The sequence below is a fragment of the Pedobacter roseus genome (genome assembly GCF_014395225.1).
GTDB lineage: Bacteria > Bacteroidota > Bacteroidia > Sphingobacteriales > Sphingobacteriaceae > Pedobacter > Pedobacter roseus.
Genome location: NZ_CP060723.1, coordinates 5,275,614 through 5,296,850, shown reverse-complemented (window position 1 = coordinate 5,296,850; position 21,237 = coordinate 5,275,614). Strand labels below are relative to the sequence as shown.

10 protein-coding genes are annotated in these 21,237 nt (G+C 38.6%); 9 read left to right on the top strand and 1 reads right to left on the bottom strand.

From position 1 onward, the window contains the following. Positions 1-32: 32 nt before the first annotated feature. The 4 genes from H9L23_RS21790 (at position 33) to H9L23_RS21775 (ending at position 6,211) form a co-directional block, all read left to right on the top strand. Positions 33-1,181, top strand: a complete 1,149-nt coding sequence (locus tag H9L23_RS21790; RefSeq protein ID WP_025141593.1) for a DNA polymerase III subunit — start codon at positions 33-35, stop codon at positions 1,179-1,181. A 1-nt stretch (position 1,182) separates the two neighbouring features. Continuing rightward, complete coding sequence (locus H9L23_RS21785) at positions 1,183-2,724, top strand: PSP1 domain-containing protein (protein WP_187592297.1); 1,542 nt, start codon at positions 1,183-1,185, stop codon at positions 2,722-2,724. Continuing rightward, positions 2,693-3,184, top strand: a complete 492-nt coding sequence (locus tag H9L23_RS21780; RefSeq protein WP_187592296.1) for a gliding motility lipoprotein GldH — start codon at positions 2,693-2,695, stop codon at positions 3,182-3,184. Before H9L23_RS21785 ends, H9L23_RS21780 begins: the two co-directional genes overlap by 32 nt. A 165-nt stretch (positions 3,185-3,349) precedes the next feature. Then, on the top strand, positions 3,350-6,211 hold the full coding sequence (locus tag H9L23_RS21775; protein WP_187592295.1) for a TonB-dependent receptor: 2,862 nt from the start codon (positions 3,350-3,352) through the stop codon (positions 6,209-6,211). A 188-nt stretch (positions 6,212-6,399) separates the two neighbouring features. Here H9L23_RS21775 and H9L23_RS21770 read toward each other — a convergent pair whose 3' ends face one another. Further along, positions 6,400-7,701 carry a UDP-N-acetylmuramoyl-tripeptide--D-alanyl-D-alanine ligase gene (locus H9L23_RS21770; protein WP_187592294.1) on the bottom strand — a complete coding sequence of 434 codons (1,302 nt, stop codon included), beginning with the start codon at positions 7,699-7,701 and terminating at the stop codon, positions 6,400-6,402. Positions 7,702-7,785: 84 nt separating this feature from the next. On the opposite strand from H9L23_RS21770, the gene H9L23_RS21765 reads away from it, so the two are divergent. From H9L23_RS21765 to H9L23_RS21745, 5 genes are all read left to right on the top strand, one after another. Further along, entirely contained in the window at positions 7,786-10,281 is a 2,496-nt protein-coding gene (locus tag H9L23_RS21765; RefSeq protein ID WP_187592293.1) for a M14 family metallopeptidase, read from the top strand. A 584-nt stretch (positions 10,282-10,865) separates the two neighbouring features. Beyond that, positions 10,866-14,021, top strand: a complete 3,156-nt coding sequence (locus H9L23_RS21760) for a SusC/RagA family TonB-linked outer membrane protein (protein WP_187592292.1) — start codon at positions 10,866-10,868, stop codon at positions 14,019-14,021. Between the two features lie 17 nt (positions 14,022-14,038). Next, complete coding sequence (locus H9L23_RS21755) at positions 14,039-15,541, top strand: SusD/RagB family nutrient-binding outer membrane lipoprotein (protein ID WP_187592291.1); 1,503 nt, start codon at positions 14,039-14,041, stop codon at positions 15,539-15,541. A 398-nt stretch (positions 15,542-15,939) separates the two neighbouring features. Continuing rightward, on the top strand, positions 15,940-19,119 hold the full coding sequence (locus H9L23_RS21750; RefSeq protein ID WP_187592290.1) for a SusC/RagA family TonB-linked outer membrane protein: 3,180 nt from the start codon (positions 15,940-15,942) through the stop codon (positions 19,117-19,119). A gap of 26 nt (positions 19,120-19,145) precedes the next feature. Next, positions 19,146-20,657, top strand: a complete 1,512-nt coding sequence (locus H9L23_RS21745) for a RagB/SusD family nutrient uptake outer membrane protein (RefSeq protein ID WP_187592289.1) — start codon at positions 19,146-19,148, stop codon at positions 20,655-20,657. Positions 20,658-21,237: the final 580 nt, after the last annotated feature.

The following is a 21,237-nucleotide window of genomic DNA, read 5'->3' as shown; positions in this document are numbered from 1 at the left end:
AATATTCATATCTATTTCTTATTTTGCACCAAATGCAGTTTAAAGAAATCATAGGACAGGAAAGAGTGAAGCAGCAATTGGTGCAAACGGTTAAAGAAAACCGCATTAGCCATGCGCAACTGTTTTTGTCGCCCGCTGGTTCGGGCGCTGTGCCTTTGGCCATTGCCTATGCGCAATACATTAATTGCCTTAATAAAGGCGAAAATGATAGCTGCGGCGAGTGTTCGAGTTGCAGAAAATACGAACGTTTAATCCACCCCGACCTGCATTTCTCTTATCCGTTTTTTGCTTCTGCCAGTGTAAAAACTGCTGTAGATGTGCTGGAAGAATGGCGTGGAATGTTAATGCAGGACCCTTATTTTGATATAGACATTTGGCGCTCGAAACTAGATGCAGCCAATAAACAGGCCAATATTAACATTGCCGAATGCCACGATATTATCAAAAAACTAAGTTATAAAGCTTTTGAGGCCGAAACCAAGGTTTTAATTATGTGGTTGCCCGAATATTTGGATAAAGCCGGAAATGCTTTGCTGAAATTAATCGAAGAACCACCTGCAAATACCTTGTTTATTTTAATTGCACAAAGTCAGGATCAGATTTTAACCACCATTTTATCCAGAACACAAATTGTGAAGATCCCGAAACTTTCATCAGAAGAAGTAACCGGATTTTTATTAAACAGCAGCGGATTAAATGAAAACCAGGCCATTGATTATTCATTTTTGGCCGATGGAAATTTAATTGAGGCCAAAGCTTTGGCTGCCGATACCCAGAGCGACAGTTCGGGCACATTTACCGCCTGGTTAAGGATGGGTTTTGGAAATAAAGTGCCCGATCTGATCGAGTTTACTGATGAGGCTGCCAAGTGGGGAAGAGAAAACCAGAAGAATTTTTTAAAATATGGCGTAAATTATTTACGCGAGTGCTGTTTGATTTTAAGTGGTGCCGAAGAATTGGTAAAATTGCCGCCCCTTACCTTCGAAACCGCGAAAAAACTGAGTACACACGTACTTACCTTGCCCATGGCAGAGGCCATAATTGGCGAACTGGAAAAGGCACATTACCACATTGAAAGAAACGCAAACCCGAAAATTCTGTTTTTAGATGTATCTTTACAACTGGTAAAAATTATCAAGTTTAAAACGCTCCCTGCGGGGACTCAATATATATACAATTAATATGGGATGTGGAAGTTGTTCAACAGGTGGTGGTTGCACCCCTAATGGATGCAAAAGTAATGGCTCATGTGGCACCGGTGGTTGCCAAACAATGGAAGTTCACGATTGGCTGTCTAATTTGGATATGCCTTCTAATTATAAACCTTTTCAGGTTACCGAAATCAAATTTAAAGGCTCACGTAAAGAGTTTTTCCTCAATAATGATAACATTTACCTCGAAATTGGAGAACTTGTTGCTGTTGAAGGGCCAACGGGTGGTTTTGATGTAGGGCACGTTTCTCTTACCGGCGAACTGGTAAGGATCCAGATGAAACGCCGTAAAACGGCACTTGATCAGGTAACTAAAAAAATCTATCGTAAAGCTACCGAAGCTGATGTAGAAAAATGGAACGCCGCCAAAGGGATGGAGTGGGAAACCATGCACAAAGCCCGTAAACTGGCATTGGATTTACGTTTGCAGATGAAAATCAGCGATGTAGATTATCAGGCCGATAAAACCAAAGCCACTTTCTTTTATACTGCCGATGGCCGTGTGGATTTCCGTGAGCTGATTAAAAAAATGGCCGAAAGTTTCCGTATCCGGATTGAAATGCGCCAGATCGGGATGCGCCAGGAAGCTGGCCGTTTAGGCGGAATTGGCTCTTGCGGTCGCGAATTATGTTGCTCTACCTGGTTAACCAATTTTAAAACGGTTTCTACGGCTGCGGCGCGTTATCAAAATTTATCATTAAATACCCTAAAGCTTGCTGGTCAGTGCGGTAAATTAAAATGCTGCTTAAACTATGAGCTGGATACCTATCTGGATGCTTTAAAAGATATTCCCGATAGAATTGAAAACCTGGATACTGAGGCCGGTTATGCCCGTCACCAGAAAACCGACATTTTCAAAAAAATCATGTGGTTCAGTTACCAGGGTGATGAAAACTGGATTCCGGTTAAAGCTGCCCGTGTTAAAGAGATCATGGCGATGAACAAGGCTGGCAAAAAAGCGCCAAACCTGAAAGAAGAAGCCGTTCAGATTGCCGCACCGGTTGTTGTAGAAAAATCGTTCGATTACGAAAATGTGGTTGGTCAGGATAGTTTAACCCGTTTAGATGAACGTTCGCGTGGTAAAAACAACCAGAACAGGAACAATAACCAGAAAAATAACAGAAACAACAGCCAAAATAAAAGAGAAAGAGTTCCTGCCGGAGAAAAAAATGCAGGGCCTAATAATAAGCTGCAGCAGCCTCAACAGGGCGCACAAAAAGCCCAACAGGGCGGAAAACAACAGCCTAACGGACTAAAACCGCAACAAAATGCAGGTCAAAAGCCTCAACAGGCGGTGCCGAAACCACAGCATGTTAACGGGCCAAAACCTCAAAATAACAAACCAAAGCAGCAACCGCAAGCACAAAAACCTGTTGTAAATGTTGAAGGAAGTGTTGCCGCAGATGGAGCTAAGCCAGAGCAAAGCAAAAACAAGAACAGAAATAATCGTAGGAAAAACAATAACCGCCGAAACAATAATAATGGCTCAGAAAATAAACCTGCTGCTGAATAAAAGACAAGTATTTTTGCTTGCTTTTTTATTGATTACTTCGCTATTTGTTGGCTGTACATCCGGCGTAATTGATAGTAATGTAGAAATTGCCGACCGCAGGTGGACCTACCGTAACCAAATTTCGACACAGTTTGAGATTAAGGATAATACAAAGGCCTACAACATTTATTTTAAGCTCAGGCATACTGCCGATTATAAATACGCCAATATTTTTATCCTTGCCCATTTTAAAGATGGCAAAAAGGTGGTCACCAGACGTTATCAGTACAAACTGGCCAAAAATGATGGCGAATGGCTGGGCAGTGGCTCTGGAAATGTATTCAGTTATTCATTACCCATGCTTACCAACTATCATTTTCCGCACAATGGCAAGTTTGAGATCGAAATTGAACAGAATATGCGCGATAACCCGCTTTTGGAAGTGAGTGATGCTGGTGTTTTGGTTGGTTTAGCACAATAAATGTTTATTTTCTTGTATTGGAATTGATTTTCGCAATATTTTAATTTTTTGTCTTTGATTCTCTACAGAAAAGGCGTATTTTTTTAGTATTTTATTCTTTATCAGCAAGTTGCTGTTTAAAATTTTGTAATAAAATTGTTATTATTGTTTATAAACCTATGAACTATGATAAAAATATTATTCAAAAACTCCCTAATCCTTCTCTTACTGTTCGTTTCCAATCATTTGCTTGCCCAAGGCTTAAAGGGTAAGGTTACGGATTCAGCAGGATTAGCCATTCCGGGCGCTACTGTTCAGGTAGTTGGCTCAAAAACTGGGACATCTTCTGATGGAAACGGACTTTATGCCTTAAAATTTCCTTCTGCCGGAGCTTATAAAGTCCGGATTTCTTTTACCGGTTATCAAACTTCTGAAGTAGCTGTTCAGATTGATAATACCGTTAAAACGATGGATTTTGCGTTGCAGGATACAAAAGAATTATTAAGTGATGTAGTTGTGGTGGGATCGAGATCAACACCGAGAACGAACATTGAAAGCGTAGTTCCCGTCGATCTGATTTCCACAAAAGATGTTAAAGTATTTGCACAGACCGATTTAACGCAGATTTTAAATTTTGTGGCGCCATCTTTTAGCTCTAACCGGCAAACGGTTTCTGACGGTACCGATCACATCGATCCGGCATCATTACGCGGTTTAGGTCCCGATCAGGTTTTGGTGCTGGTAAACGGCAAACGCAGGCATACAACCGCATTGGTAAACATTAACGGTACTTTTGGCCGTGGTTCTGTTGGTACAGATTTAAACTCCATTCCGGTTTCGGCAATTGAACGCATCGAGGTTTTACGTGACGGTGCTGCAGCACAATATGGCTCGGATGCCATTGCCGGGGTAATCAACATTGTGTTAAAAAAGGTTACACCGTATAGTTTTTCAACTTCTTTTGGTCAATCTTCTTCGAATGCCCTCGGTCGGGATTTTAGCGATGGCAGAACTTTTCAGGTTGATTTTAGCAAAGGCTGGGCATTTAAAAATGATAAAGGTTTTATCAATTTTGCAGCCCAGTATCTTCAACGCGGATTTACCAACCGTGGTGGTTTAGATACCCGTCCTTTATTGTATTCTGCAAGTCCAACCAAAGGGGCAACAGAAACAGAAGCCGCTTTTCAGGCTCGTTTTGCCAGTTTAAAAGCTGCCGATGATGCAAGGGCTGCAGCAAATGGTTTGGATAGAAATAACATGCGCGTTGGTAATTCCGACTCAAAAAATGGAGGTGGATTTTTAAATGGTCAGTTCAATTTTGGTAAAACGACTCAGTTATATTATGCAGCAGGTTTTACCCATAAAACAGGAAGTGCAGCGGGTTTTTACCGCTTGCCAACGCAGACTACACAGATAGATTTATCCATCTACCCTAACGGATTTTTACCATTTATCGATACTAAAATTAACGATTATTCAGTCTCCGTTGGTATGAGGGCGAAACTTTTGCATGATTGGGATTTGGACATTAGTAATACAAGCGGAGAGAACACCATAGCGTTTAATATCAATAATACGGTAAATGCCTCTCTGCCTACCGGAACAAGTCCTACTTCGTTTTACGCAGGAGAATTGTTATTCAGACAAAATACCAGTAACCTCGATATAAACAAAAAACACACCTTTGACGGTGGATTTTTAACTTCATTGAATACAGCCTTTGGCGGAGAATTTAGGATAGATAATTATCAGATCAAAGAAGGCGAACTTTTATCTTATTCAAATGGCGGAAGATTAATCGGAACATCCCCTACTGCATCGGGTGCGCAGGTATTTCCTGGATTTAAGCCGAGCAACGCATTAGACAAATCGAGGCACAACGTTGGTGCTTATGCAGATCTTGAAGCTGAATTTGGGCCGCGGGTAACTTTAGGGGCTGCTGGCAGATATGAAAACTACAGTGATTTTGGTTCGAATTTTTCTTATAAATTTACAGGTAAGGCTAAGCTTTTTGGTGATATTTCGCTGCGTGGGGCTTATTCAACCGGATTTAGAGCACCATCTTTACACCAGCAATATTTTAATAATGAAAGCACGCAATTTGTAGGCACCAATGCCACACAGGTGTTAACGGTAAATAATGCAAACCCTATTGTTGCCCAGTTTGGTGTTGGGGCATTAAAACCAGAAATTTCTAAATCGGGAAGTTTAGGTTTAGCGGGCAAAATCGCCAAAACCTTTACTTTTACCATTGATGCTTATAACATTGATATCAGCGACCGGATTGTTTTCTCCAGTCAATATGCCCGCGAACGCTCTGGCGGTGTTTTAGTGCCAACCGGAGTGGTGAACCAGATTTTAAATACGGTAGATCCATTGGCACAGATTAACAGTGTGCAGTTTTTCACTAATGCCATTACTACGAACACTGCAGGAATCGATGTGGTTTTAACCAATAGATTTAACCTGGGCGCAAAAAGTAGTTTGATTTTAAGTGTTGCCGGAAATGTGAACAAAACTGTGGTGAGAAGTATCCAGGGATCTGATAAAATTGAAAGCGACGCATCGTTAAAAGCTAAATTATTCGATCGTTTGGAACGTTCACGTTTCGAAAGCTCTGTGCCTAAAAATAAAGTAAATATTACCGCAACCTATAATGTGAATAAACTTTCACTTGTTGCCAGAACGGTTCGTTTTGGTGAAGTCACCTATTTAAATGCCATCGACCCAAATATTCCTGCCAATGGTTTACCAACCCAGCTGGATCAAACTTTCGCTCCGAAATGGGTAACTGATTTCTCTGTAAGTTACGCTGCAAGCAAAACCTGGTCGGTAACTGTGGGAGCGAATAATATCTTTGATGTTTATCCTGATAAATTATACATCGATCCAAGGAACAATGAAAACAACCTCAGCGGTATCGCTACCAGTAATTATTCAGGTGGGTTAGACAATACTTCTAATGGGAGGTTCTTGTACCCAAGGGCTGTTAGCCAATTTGGTTTTAGTGGCAGGTATGTATATGGCAAAATTGCCTGTACATTTTAAGGATATTGAGTTGAGCAGCTGTCTCAAAGAATTTTAATATCGATTTATCGTCATTCCCAACCCGATAGCTATCGGGTTGATTGGGAATCTTAATGCTAATGCAATATTCATTAAGGTTCCCGCCTGCGCGGGAATGACGTAACGTTAAAACAATATTCAATTTGAGACAGCTTTTTTAAAGATTGAAACTACAAATACTGCAACAAACTTTCCAGTTTCATTCCTCTTGATCCTTTTAGAAGCACCAAATGATCTTGAACCGGGTTTTCTTGTAAAAAAGTAGCTGCTTCGGCAGGTGTTTCAAAGAAAATGCCTTTTACATCATTTCTATAGTGAAAAAAGTCTTTCCCGATAAAAATTAGCTGATCCAAACCGCTTTCATTGGCCTGTTTCGCAATTAATTCGTGCTGGCCAGGAGACTCGGGTCCCAATTCGAACATATCGCCTAAAATCGCAGTCTTTTTACCGGCAGATAATGCAGCAATATTTTTCAGTGCTGCGGTCATGCTGCTGGGGTTGGCATTATAGAAATCGCAGATCACCGTATTTTTTTCAGTTTTGGTGAGTTGCGAACGGTTGTTTTTCGGTTGATAGTTTGACAAACCAGTGTTTATTTCTTCAGGACTCATATCAAAAAAATCACCAATACAAATTGCCGCAAGTATATTTTCGAAATTATAACTGCCTGTTAAATTGGTTTTTACAGACGATGAAACCTCGTGATTGGTCCAGTTTACTTCGATAAAAGGATCGCTGCTTTTTAGTTCCCCTTTAATGGTGTTGCCGTTTTCCGTTCCATAATAAATCAGTTTATTTAATCCGGCTACAGTGCTCATTTCGAGTAAATTGGGATTATCCGTATTAATAAAGGTATAACCATTGGTTTGTTTGAGGTAAGCATAAAGTTCTGCCTTGCCTTTTTTTACACCTTCAAATCCGCCAAATCCATCTAAGTGCGCCATGCCTACATTTGTGATGATGCCGTGGGTAGGCTGTGCAATGGTACAGAGCAGTTCTATCTCTTTTTGGTGGTTGGCGCCCATTTCAATTACCGCAATCTGCACATCATTCGTGATGGATAATATGGATAAAGGAACACCAATGTGGTTATTTAAGTTGCCAAAAGTGGCAAAGGTTTTATAACGTTCGGTTAATACAGCGTTTACCAGCTCTTTGCTGGTGGTTTTTCCGTTGCTACCGGTTAAACCAATCACAGGGATGTTTAGCTGTTTGCGGTGATGGCGCGCCAGATCCTGTAAAGTACTTAATACATCTTTTACCAATAAACATTTATCGTGTTGAGCATATTTTTCTTCATCGATTACGGCATAAGCTGCACCTTTCTCAATAGCCTGGGCCGCAAATTCATTGGCATTGAAAAGATCTCCTTTTAGTGCAAAAAAGATACAACCAGGGCTAATGTTTCTTGTATCGGTAGAAATAACAGGGTTTTCCAGGTAGTAATCGTATAATTTTTGGGTTGTGATCATGTTTATCGTAAAAAATATGATGTAAAATTAAGCTTTAGCAACAACAAAAAACAAAATTAGTACATTAGGTAAAATTATTTTAACATGAAGAGACTGTTAACGTTCTGCTTAATCTCCCTTATTTCTATATCTTTTGTAAAGGCCCAGCTAAAATCTCCTGACGATTTTTTAGGTTATCCCCTTGGTTCGCATTTTACACCACACCATAAAGTGGCCGAATATTTTAGACAAACTGCTGCTGCCGCGCCAAAGAATATCAAGCTCATCGAATACGGCAAAACGAATGAGGGCAGGCCGTTAATGGTAGCAATTGTTTCTGCTGTAGAAAATATAGATAGACTGGAACAGATCAGAAATAATAACCTTGCTTTAACTACAGGTACCAATAACAGTGTTGATTTAACTAAACAGCCAACTCTACTTTGGTTGAGTTACAATGTACATGGTAACGAGGCTAATTCAACCGAAACGGCAATGAAAATGATTTATACGCTTGTATCGGGTACGAATAAGCCAGCTACCGAGTGGTTAAAAAATACGGTTGTGATCATCGATCCCTGCTTAAACCCGGATGGAAGAGACCGTTATGTAAATTATTTTAACAGTGTAGTGGGCAAAACACCCAATTCAGACCCCTCTTCCAGAGAACATATCGAACCATGGCCGGGTGGTAGACCGAATCATTATTATTTCGATTTAAACCGCGACTGGGCCTGGCAAACGCAGATCGAAAGTCAGCAAAGGTTGGCTTTGTATAACCAGTGGATGCCCCAGGTGCATGTCGATTTTCATGAGCAGGGCTACAACGAGCCTTATTATTTTGCGCCAGCGGCAGAGCCGGTACATCAGGATATTACGCCATGGCAAAAAAGTTTTCAGGTGGTCGTAGGAAAAAACAATGCTAAATATTTTGATGCAGAAGGTTGGCAATATTTTACCAAAGAACGTTTCGATCTGCTTTATCCTTCTTACGGCGATACCTACCCCCTATATAACGGATCAATTGGTATGACTTACGAGCAGGGCGGAATCAGAGCCGGATTATCGGTGGTAACCAATGATGGCGATACCTTAACCTTAAAGGATCGTATTGCGCACCACTTTACTACAGGGATGTCGACCCTCGAAGTAACTTCTTTAAACCACAACAAGCTTTTAGAGGAGTATAAAAAATATTTTCAGCAGGAAATGGCTAGCGCCCCGGGTATTTATAAAAGTTATATCATTAAGCCAACCAACCTGTCACGATTGAAAAAACTGGCTGAACTCTTAACCAAAAATAAGATCGAATTTGCTTATGGCGGAGATAAAACCGGAAGGGCTTATGACTATGATACCCAAAAGGAAGAAAACTTTTCCATTGGCCGGAACGACTTAATTGTGAATGTTCAACAGCCAAGGGCTGTTTTAGCTAATGTTTTATTAGAGCCGCAAACCTTTGTAACCGACTCCAATACTTATGATATTACGGCCTGGGCCCTGCCCTATGTGTATGGTTTAAAAGGTTATGCCAGTAAAGAAAGCATCAAGGGCAAGTTTTCTTCATTAGAGGAAACCAAGTTGGTAAATACAGAAGTAGATAAACCCCTGGCATGGCTGTTTAGCTGGGGAACCAGTGAAGATGCCCATGTTTTAATCGCATTGCAAAAAGAAGGGATAAAAGTAAGGCAGGCCGATCAGCCCTTTTCGGTGAACGGTAAAGATTACCCCGCGGGAACTCTGATTGTATTAAGGGCAGAAAACGAACGCCTGGCTAAAGGCGTAAAAGATAAGATTGCTTTTGTTGCCAAAATGCTCGATAAACCCATTCAGGCGGTAAGCAGTGGTTTTGTAGAAAAAGGTAAGGATTTTGGCTCTAATGTTTATCCATTATTAAAGCAGCCAAAAATAGCCATTGTATCAGGCATGGAGGTTTCATCCCTGGCTTTTGGCGAAGCCTGGTTTTACCTGGAGCATGATTTAAACCTTTCGCCGAGCATTATCAATGCTAAAGAAATCAACAATTTAGACATTAATAAAATCAATACACTTATCCTGCCTGATGGAAGCTATACTCCTTTTATTGGCGATGGCTTAACTGCCTGGTTGAACAAAGGCGGTAAACTGATTTTAATGGAGGATGCCATTGAAAGTGTATTGGAAAAAAAAGGATTTGATATTAAAAAGAAAGAAGCTGCGGTAAAAAAAGACGAAAAACCCGAAGCGAACAAACTGCTTTTTAAAGATAAAGACAGGGATGATTTCGAAACCACCATACCGGGAGCCATTTATAAGATTAACCTTGATGCTACCCACCCTTTCTCTTATGGCCTGGGCAAATTTTATTACAGTTTAAAAACCGACCGTAAGATTTACGAACCTTTTGCTAAAGGCTGGAATGTAGGATTAATTAATGATAAAAGTTTAATGGCTGGTGTAGTGGGTAAAAAAGCCCGCGAAGAGCTTAAAACCGGATTACTCATTGGTGTGCAAGATTTTGGCCGCGGACAGGTGGTTTACCTCGCTAATGATCCGTTATTCAGAAATTTTTGGGAAGGAGGCAAAACGCTTTTCGGGAATATTGTGTTTTGTAGCTATTAAGATTTCAGCTCAATAAAACCGAACGGCCTTACAATATAATTGTAAGGCCGTTCGGTTTTATGTATTAGGTTATACATTAAAAAAAGCCATTAATTTCTAAGAGTGATAAAATAATGTATCTTACTGGTAATTCACCCCTGAATTAATTGTAAGTTTTGGAGATTACACTCATTGACCTTGCTTTGGTTATAATCTAATACGTTGGCCCTTTAAATATTTCTAAACATAATATTATATCACTAACGTTTATATCAACATTTAAGATAGTTCACCTATTGAAAAAGGTGGCATTAGAGAGGTATACAAATTTGGCACAATTTTTTTAATTAATAATTCGCTTTTGAATGTCCATTTAATGTTGACTCAATAACTATTAATTCACAACATATTAACGCGATAGCGTAATATGAGTGTTTTTACCCACATTATGTGTAAAAAAGGTTTCATTCGTCTTTTTTGTAATACGAACAGTTTGTCAAATTAATGTCATTATGCATTTCTATTTTGTTAAATTTTGTTAAAATGTTCTGCATCTCCGTTATATTTAGCCTTTAAATAATCATTAACTAACCTATTTTCTTATTATGAAAAAACTTCTACAAAGTTTGTTCATATTGATGTTCGTTGCAATTACGGCAATGGCACAAGATCGAACAATCACAGGAACAGTTACTGCTTCGGATGATAAAAAACCCCTTCCGGGCGTAAGTGTTAAAGTAAAGGGGGCACAAGGTGGTGCTGTAACAGGTGCAGATGGAAGATACTCTATTAGAGTTACTGGAGCTGCAACAGGATTAACCTTTACCTATCTAGGCTACATTGCCCAAACAGTGCCTCTTTCTTCAAATTCAATTAACGTTGCGCTAAATCCAGATGCAACAACATTAAGCGAAGTAACTGTTACTTCAGCTTTGGGTGTTAAAAGGTCTGAAAGATCAATTGGTACTGCACAACAGCAATTAACAGCAGAGAAAATCAGCCCTACCAAGATCGCTGATATCAATACTGCCATTGCTGGAAAGATCGCTGGTACGCAAATCAGTGGTGGTTCTGGCGCTAAATTCGGAACTTCTACTATTCGTATCCGTGGTATCAACTCGTTAGGTGGTGGTAACCCTATCTATGTTGTTGATGGTGTAATTACAAGTCCTGATGGAGTTAACCCTGATGATGTTGAAACATTGAACGTTTTGAAAGGCCCAGGTGCAACGGCACTTTATGGTCAGCGTGGTTCTGAAGGTGCAGTTGTAATCACGACTAAAAAGGCATCTAAAAAATCTGGTATTGGGGTAGATGTGAACCATTCTACAACATTTGAGAATGTTTACATTTTACCTAAATATCAAAATGAATATGGTGGTGGTAACGGTCAAACATGGCTTACTTATACTGCTCCGGCAGGAAGCGCAAATTCGGTATTGAACGGTGCGAGATATTACGATTTTTCAATTGATGAAAGCTGGGGTCCAAAATTTGATGGACAACCTTATGCTCCTTGGTATGCTTTCGATCCAACCGATCCAGAGTACGGAAAAACTAAACCTTGGGTTGCTCAACCAGATAACGTTAAAAACTTCTATGATACTGGTATCGCAAATAACACATCTGTTGCTTTATCAAAAGCGAGCGATAACTCTACAACCCGTTTCTCTTTCACTAACTTAACCAGAAGTGGTGTTTCTCCAAACTCAAGTCAGCAAAAAAATTGGGTTGTTTTCAACAATACAACCAATCTAAGCGATAGATTATCTGTAAATGGTAACTTCAATTATGTTTACGAGAAAAGATTTAATATTCCAAGAGAAGGTTACGGTACCCAAACTGCTGGTTCATTTAACCAGTGGTTCCACAGGGATATCGAAATGGAAAAACTACAAAGATATCAACGTCCAGATGGTACTTTCACCACTTGGAACATTTCTGGTCCAGATAACTTAACACCAAAATTCTGGGATAACCCATACGTAGAGGTTTACAAGAACTTATCTGAGAGTTTTATTCAAAGAATTTATGGTAGTGCAAGTGCAACTTATGATATAGGTTCTGGATTAAAAGCTTCGGTAATTGCTAGAACTAACGTAACTAACGTAAATTCAGATGGAAGGACAGCTTCATTTACTTTAAATACACCTGCATTTAGCAGTGCATCAACAAAATTCTCAGAAACCAACTATTTAGCAAACCTTGCTTATGACAAAGAATTCGGTTCTTTCTCTTTGAAGGCAGCTTTATATGGCGAGTTGATGACTCAAGACAACAATAACGTGGCAACAGGAACTGTTGGTGGATTTATTGTTCCAAATGTATACAACGTTTCGAACTCATTAAATGAAAAATCTGCTACAAACTCTTTTAGCCGTAGAAAGGTAAACAGTTTGTATGCCTATACTACATTAGGTTATAAAAACTATTTATTTTTGGATTTGAACTTACGTAACGATGTAACTTCAACTTTACCAACAGCTAATAATTCTTACTGGTATGGTGGTGCATCAGGTTCATTCATTTTCTCTGAATTTACTAAAGATTTCAAAGCATTATCATTTGGTAAATTGCGTGCTTCAGTTGCCCGTGTTGGTACAGATGTTGGCGCTTATGCCCTGGCTGAAACATTTCCTTTGGCAACCACCAACTACAGCAAATCTAGTGTAATCTACCCTTCACAATCAGTAGCGAACTTAATCCCAAATCCGGAATTAAAACCCGCTTTATCTACAGCTTATGAAGTTGGTGCTGAATTAAGGTTCTTTAAAGACCGCTTGAGAGGTGATTTTAACTTCTATTCAAGACAGACTAAAGATCAGATCATCAATGTAACTACCCCTGGCTCTTCTGGTTACACTCAGCGTACCATCAATGCAGGTAACATCAAAAACTATGGTTATGAGATCACTTTGGGAGGTACTCCAATCAGAAGCAAAGACTTCACCTGGAATGCTGATTTTAACATAGGTATTAATAAAAACAAAGTTATTGCTTTAGCACCAGGTGTTGATAACATTTTAGGTGGAATCGATGGATCTGCCGGATCATTTGGATTTGTAGGCTCTCCATCCGCATCATTAAATGCTAAAGTTGGCGAGGCTTCTGGATTTATAACCGGACAGGGTATTGTTAAAGATGCCAACGGAAATAAATTAATTGATGATGATGGTTTCTATGTATTGAAAGACAATATGGATTTAGGTAGTATCCTGCCTAAATTTACTGGTGGTTTTGCAACATCTTTCACTTACAAACAATTTACCTTAGGTGGATCATTGGATTTTCAAAATGGAGGTAAATTACTTTCTTTAACGAAAATGATCACTGCAGGTTCAGGTTTATCTGAAGAAACAGTAGGCTTAAATGATAAAGGTAAGCCTAAAAGAGACGATCCGGCTAATGGTGGTGGTATCAGGTTAGAGGGTATTAATGCAACTACTGGTTTACCTAATACCGTTTATGTAGATGCAAGAGAACTTTATGAAACCAGATTGCAGAATGTTTTTGAAAACTGGATCTATGATGCTTCTTATGTTAAACTAAGAGAGGTTTCATTAACCTATAGCCTTCCAAAAACTTTATTTAAGAAATTGCCATTCCAAAGAATTGACGTTTCGGTTATCGGACAGAACTTATGGCTGATTTATAGTAAAGTGAAAGGTATTGATCCAACAGAATTACAATCTTCATGGATTGATACAGCTCAACTTCCAGGAACCAGAACAGTTGGTTTCAACGTTAAATTTTCATTATAATTTTAAGGACAGGAAAGATGAAAAATCAATTTAAAAAATATATATTATTGATGATGGCGGGTGCGAGCTTTTTATCAGCTTGTAAAAAGGATTTCGGAGATTTAAATACGAATCCAAATACGCCGTTATCTCCAAGCACGAAATTCTTGTTCGCCAGTGCGGTTATTGGAACAAGAGGTGTTCCGAATGGTGCGGCAGGTTTGTTGTATGTGCAGCACATGGCAGAATTTATTTATACCAATGAGTCGAGGTATTCGCAGATCCAATACTCGTATGATGGAATCTATTCAGGTCCTGTACAAGATTTACAGCGTATTATTAAGTTAAATACAGATCCTGCTACAAAGGCAACTAAGGAAGTAACAGATAATGGTAGCAATGCTAACCAGATTGGTCATGCCAGGATCTTGAAAGCCTTTTTAATGCTTCAGATAACTGATAGATGGGGTAATGTTCCCTACACTGAATCAGGTTTAGGTTTATTGAATACTCAGCCTAAATTTGATACGCAGAAATTCATTTATAATGATCTTTTGAAAGAACTTAAAGAAGCTCCGTTGCAAATAACAACAGCGCAGCCTAATGATCCTTTGTTTGGTGGTGATATCACTAAATGGAAAAAATGGGCAAATTCTTTAAGGGCGATCGTTGCTTTAAGAATGATGAAAACTGAGGATGTTGCTACCGCCAAAGTGGCATTTACAGAAGCAGTAGCTGCTGGCTTAATGACTTCTAATGCTGATAATGCAATTTTTGCTTATCAGGCAAATTCAACTTATGAGAGCCCTTGGTATACAAACTATGTAAGAAACGGTCGTATAGATTATGGTGTTTCGCAAACTGTAGTTGATAAAAACATGGTGGTTAATGCTGACCCACGTTTGCCTATTTTCTCTAGAACCGTTGGAACTCCAGCTGCTTATAAAGGAATTCCATATGGTGTTACAGATCAGTATACTGCTGGTGTTGATGGAGCATTATTAGGAAGGGCAATTTACAGCAACGTTTTCCCGTTACAGTTAACAACCTATTCTCAAATGTGCTTTACAATGTCTGAAGCTGCTTTAGAAGGTTGGATCCCTGGTGGTGATGCTGAAATGATTAATTGGTATATCAAAGGTATTGATGCATCTATGGATCAATGGGCTGCTATTCAGGTTTCAACAAATGCTACTCCAGCTGTTACTATTACAGCTGCGAATAAATTAACTTATGAGGCACAACCTAATGTTTTGTTAACCGCTGCTTTAACCCACAACCAAAAATTAGAGAAAATTCAAACCCAAAAATGGTTAAATTTCTATATGAACAATGGTTATGAGGCATGGGCAGAATGGAGAAGAACTGGTTACCCAGTTTTAGTTCCGGCTCGTGATGCTGCAAATGCGGATAAACAAATTCCAAGAAGACAAGCATACCCTAAAACGGAAAGTGACTTGAACAAGACGAACTATGATGCTGCTGTAGCGGCTCAAGGTCCTGATGCTTTAAGCACCCGTTTATGGTGGGATAAACCTTAATATTCAATACAGATCATTAGTTTAAAAAGAGGGTTGCGGATTTCGCAACCCTCTTTTTTGTTTGAGTTAATTTTGTTTAAATCGTGTATTTTAGAAATTCAAGCTTTGTAAAAATTTCTTTAAACGGCATCTTTTGGCATGATTTTATTTAATGCCTGCATTGTCAGAAAAAAAGATTTTTGCACATTTTATTCATCATTTTTTTAAAAATGCCCTAAAAAATTGCCAAATAACTAGATTAATGTAGAAAAATGCTTATTTCGACTTATTTATTATACAGCTTTATTGTCAAAATAAAGTCATTATAATTGATCGTTTGTTAATTATTGTTAAACTCTTGTACATCTACATTATATTTAACGCTTCAAATAACTATTTCAATAACTAACTTAAATTTCATGAAAAAACTTTTACAAAGTTTGTTCGTATTGATGTTTGTTGCAATTACAGCGATGGCTCAAGAGCGAACAATTACTGGAACAGTAACATCTGCAGAGGATAACATTCCTCTTCCAGGTGTAAGTGTTAAAGCGGTCGGGTCACAAGCGGTGGCCACAACTGGCGGAGATGGAAAATACTCTATTAGGATTAATTCTTCTGTTACAGCAATCCAATATTCTTATATCGGCTTTACAAGCAAAACAATCGACGTCACTCCTTCTTCTAAGCTGGTGAACGTTGCATTAGCTCCCGATTCAAAAAGTCTGGCAGATGTAGTGGTTGTAGCTTACGGTACACAGAAAAAAGAATCTATTACCGGTTCGGTTTCTACCATCAGTTCTAAAGATTTAGAAAACAGAACAGTAACCAATATTACGGCTGCCTTGCAAGGATCGGCTCCTGGTATTAGCGTTGGCGCTTCTAATGGTCAGCCAGGAAGTTCAGCGACCATTAGAATTCGTGGTTTTGGCTCATTTTCTGCTTCGAATACCCCCCTTTATGTATTGGATGGGTCTGTTTACGATGGAAGTATTGGCGATATTAACCAAAATGATATCGAAAGCATTTCAGTATTAAAGGATGCATCGTCTTCAGCCCTGTATGGTTCTAGAGGTGCGAATGGTGTAATTATTATCACCACTAAAAGAGGTAAATCTTTACAACCTTCTATTAATGCCAGTATTGTTCAGGGGTTCTCAGAGAGGGGGATTCCAGAATACGAGCGTGTAAATGCTCAGGAATATTATCCTTTGGTTTGGCAAGGTATTAAGAATAACCTTATGTATAATGCATCACCAGCATTATCTGAGTCGGCGGCGTCTTTAAAGGCTTCGACAGATGTGTTTACCAACTTGGTTTATAATCCATTCAATGTTCCGGGAGCCCAGGTTGTTGGTACCGATGGTAAACTTAATCCAAATGCGTCATTACTATATAATGACTTTGATTGGTATGACGCTATGGCTAGGCAAGGGAAAAGAACAGATGCAAATTTAAATTTCTCAGGAAAAACAGAAAAATCAGATTTCTTTGTTTCAATGGGGTATTTAAATGATCAAGGTTTTAATATTATGTCAGACTACCAACGTTTTAATGCACGTATTAATGTGAATACGCAAGTTAAATCTTGGTTAAGAACCGGTTTAAATGTTTCAGGATCTTCAACAACAGCAAATACTGCAAATGATTCTGCTACAGGTAGTGGTTCAAGTTTTATCAATGCATTTTCATTCACTAGAGGTATTGGACCGATTTATCCTGTTCATGCCTTTGATGCTACTGGTAAGCCCATTATGAATAGCTTAACAGGTGAACAGTGGTATGATTATGGAAATCACCCGGGTGCGGTTGCGCGTCCTCAAGGAGCTTCTCCTGGCAGACACGTAGTTTATGAGACTTTATTGAATGAGTACCTTACTAGAAGGAATCAGGTAAGTGCGAGAACTTATGTTGAGGTTAAATTTTTAAAAGATTTCACCTTTACGCCTACCTTCAGTGTTGATTTGAGAAATAACAATGGTAGTACCTATTGGAATCCAATTGTTGGTGATGGTGTAACCCAGAACGGTTATAAATCACAAAATACCAATACAATCAGATCGTATACTTTCAATCAAATTTTAAATTATAAGAAAACATTTGGTGATCATGCCATTACGGCCTTGGTTGGACACGAAAATTACGATTACAATTATCGTACATTCAATGCAAGCAGAACGGGTTTGATTTTACAGGGCAATACAGAATTCGCCAACTTCGTAACAGCAAATAGTTCAGGAGGCCAGGCCGATAATGATCATATCGAATCATATTTCTCTAAAGCAAGCTATAGCTATAAAGACAAGTATTTTTTTGATGCCTCTTTAAGGCGTGACGGTTCTTCTAGATTTTCACCACAGTCTAGATGGGGGACATTCTACTCTTTAGGGGGATCTTGGTCAATCAATAAAGATTTCTTAAAAGATGTTTCCTGGCTTGATGATTTGAGAGCGAAAGTATCTTACGGCGAAGTGGGTAACAATGCTATATTAACTTCTTCAGGTGGCAATGAATATTATGCTGACAGGGCATTTTATGACTTAGGATGGAACAATGGAGCTGAGCCTGGCGCACTTTTGACTTCTGCCGCAAACCCGCTATTAAAATGGGAGTCTCAAAATACCTTTAACTCTGGGCTTAGTTTTTCATTCTTAAAGAGAAGAGTTTACGGAGAGTTTGAGTATTTCAAAAAAACAGTAAATGATCTATTGTTTAGTGTACCTCAACCACTATCTGATCCTGTTACAAGTATCAATCAGAACGTTGGTGCAATGTATAATTCGGGTGTGGAATTGATGTTAGGTGCAGATATTGTGAGAACTCAAAACTTCAATTGGAATTTGACTACAAACTGGACAATTCTTAAAAATAAAGTAACAAAACTTCCTGCAGAAACTCCAACCATTGTAAGCGGCACAAAAAGAAGAGAGGTAGGCTACGATTATTATCAGTTCTGGTTAAGACAATATGCTGGTGTTGACCCTACAGACGGTGCTGCACTTTATATTCCTGATCCTAAACAAACCATCACAGCAGCAAATAAGAGAACAGTTAACGGTGTTGAATATACAATCAATCAATCAAATGCAGTATTTGACCGTTCTGGATCAGCAATTCCAGATTTAATGGGATCATTTACCAACTCATTTTCATATAAAAACCTATCGTTATCCGTATTGGTTAACTACCAGATTGGCGGCAAATTTTATGACAGTACTTATCAAGGTTTAATGAGTACAGGATCTTACGGATCTGCATTGCATAAAGATTTATTGAACGCTTGGACACAAACCAATACGACAAGTAACATTCCCCGTGCGGATTTCGGTAACTCAACAAATATCAATGCTACATCAACACGATGGTTAATAGATGCTTCTTATCTGGCTATCCGTAATGTTAATTTGTCATACAGCTTGCCAAAAGCCTGGTTAAGTAAAATTGATGTAAACAGCGCAAGATTGTTTGTAACTGGTGAAAACTTACAGCTATTTTCTAAGAGAAAGGGTTTAAACCCATCAGAATCATTTGATGGCGTAAATGCGAACGTTTACCCACAAGCTAGAATATTAAGCGTAGGCTTAAATGCTTCTTTTTAATTTTTAATTATTAATATCAAACAGATATGAAAAAGATATTTTACTCAGCGATTTTAGCCACTGTAATTTTAGGCGGATCGGGCTGTAAAAAGGATTATCTTCAAACAAAACCAACTGATAGGGTTGATAATACTTCTTTATTTTCAACAACGGCAAATGCTAGCGTAGCGTTAAATGGTATTTACCGCTATATGTTCGAAAGGACTACTGAAACCTCTAGTAACGCTCAAGGAAAACCGGGAGTTGCAGGGATTCTTTTGGGTATAGATTTTATGGGTGAAGATTTGCATCAAGCTGCGGCAACATGGTTTACTTCAACTGGTGAAGGTAATTATGTAGCTGCCCGTACAGATAATGCAGCAAGCAATTTATATTATTACCGTACATTCTTTAGAATGATCGGTAATGCAAATTATATTATCGATAATATTGATGCAGCTGAAGGTACCGCTGCTGAAAAAGCAAGAATTAAAGCTGAAGCATTAACATTAAGGGCTTATGCTTATTCTTATTTGGTGCAATTTTATGGTACCAGGTATAATCCGGCTGCAAAGCCTAATAATCAGCTTGCTGTTCCACTTCCTTTAAAATCTACGGATACAAAGATGCCAAGAGTGAGTGTAGAGGCTGTGTATGCGTCAATCGTTGCTGATTTAGATGCCGCTATTGCATTAAATGCCACTACTGTTCCAAATAAAACCCATGCAAGCGTTTGGGTTTCAAAAGGACTTAGAGCAAGAGTAGCACTAACTATGGGTGATTATACTACAGCTATTAAACATGCCAAAGATATTGTTGATGCAAACGTTTATCCATTAATGAGCCAGGCTGACTATCAAACCGGCTTCAATAACATTAATTTATCAGAATATATGTGGGGCTCTAATCCTACAACAGAACAAGGTGATACTTTTGGTTCTTTTTATGCGCAAATTGCTTATAATGCAAATTCAAGCTACCAGCGTTCTACTCCAAAAATGATCAACTCAAATTTATACAACTTAATTTCTGCTACCGATGTGAGAAAGAAAATGTGGGAGCCAGCACCAACTGCAACGAACTTCCCATTACCTTTACCTACATTTGTGAGAAGGCCTTATATGAGCAGAAAATTCTCGGTTAAAGCTATAGGTGATCCTTCATTAGGTGATGTGCCCTGGATGAGAAGTGCTGAAATGCACTTAATTCTTGCAGAAGCTTATGCTAGGAGCGGGCAGGATCCTTTGGCTCAATCAGCGCTATTTGCCTTGGTATCCAAGAGAGATTTAAGTGCTGTTAAATCAACTAATACTGGTAATGCCTTGACAGATGAAATTATGGTTAATCGTCGAGTTGAATTGTGGGGGGAAGGATTTAGATATCTGGATCTGAAACGTTTAAATTTGCCATTGGATAGAACAATAGCGAATGTGCCTAACTACGTTGCAACTTCGGTAGCAAATGTATTGCAAATTCCAGCAGGTGATCCAAGGTTTTTATTTCTGATACCACGTGATGAGCTAAATGCAAATCCAAACATTGGGCCTCAAAATCCATAAAATTCATATAGCATTTTTTAAAAAGGGTGCCCATTTTGGGTACCCTTTTGTGTTTTGTGCCTGCTTGTAATCGATTAATAGGTTTTTGTGGTGAATAATTAATTTCTATTTAGGGTATAGTAGTTGAATAACTAATTTTTCTAATGCTATTTTAATGTAATTGTATCTTTCTAAATAGATTATTGGCTGCTAATAGTTTAATTATGCTTCTTTTATAGCGTTTTTAGGTGTTTTTGATAGGTTTTGGTGACGATTTTTAGCTTCTTTCTTAATAATCTCAAAAAAAATAAGTCATTTTTTATTTTGTAAAATTTGCATGACGTTTTTCTAAATCATATATTGGGTTGTTAAACGGAAACTAAACTAATTATTTATGAAACAACTCGCCCAGAGTTTGTTCTCATTGTTGTTCATTGCAACCGGAGCAATAGCACAGGAAAGAACAATCAAAAGCACTGATGTGGCCAGAGAAGGCTACAAAGATCCCCCGTAATAAGCGTTCAAATTGAAGATGCGACTTAAGAACCACCATCGGCGCATTTAAAAAAATTAAAGTAAATCATCCTATTCATTCACTCAA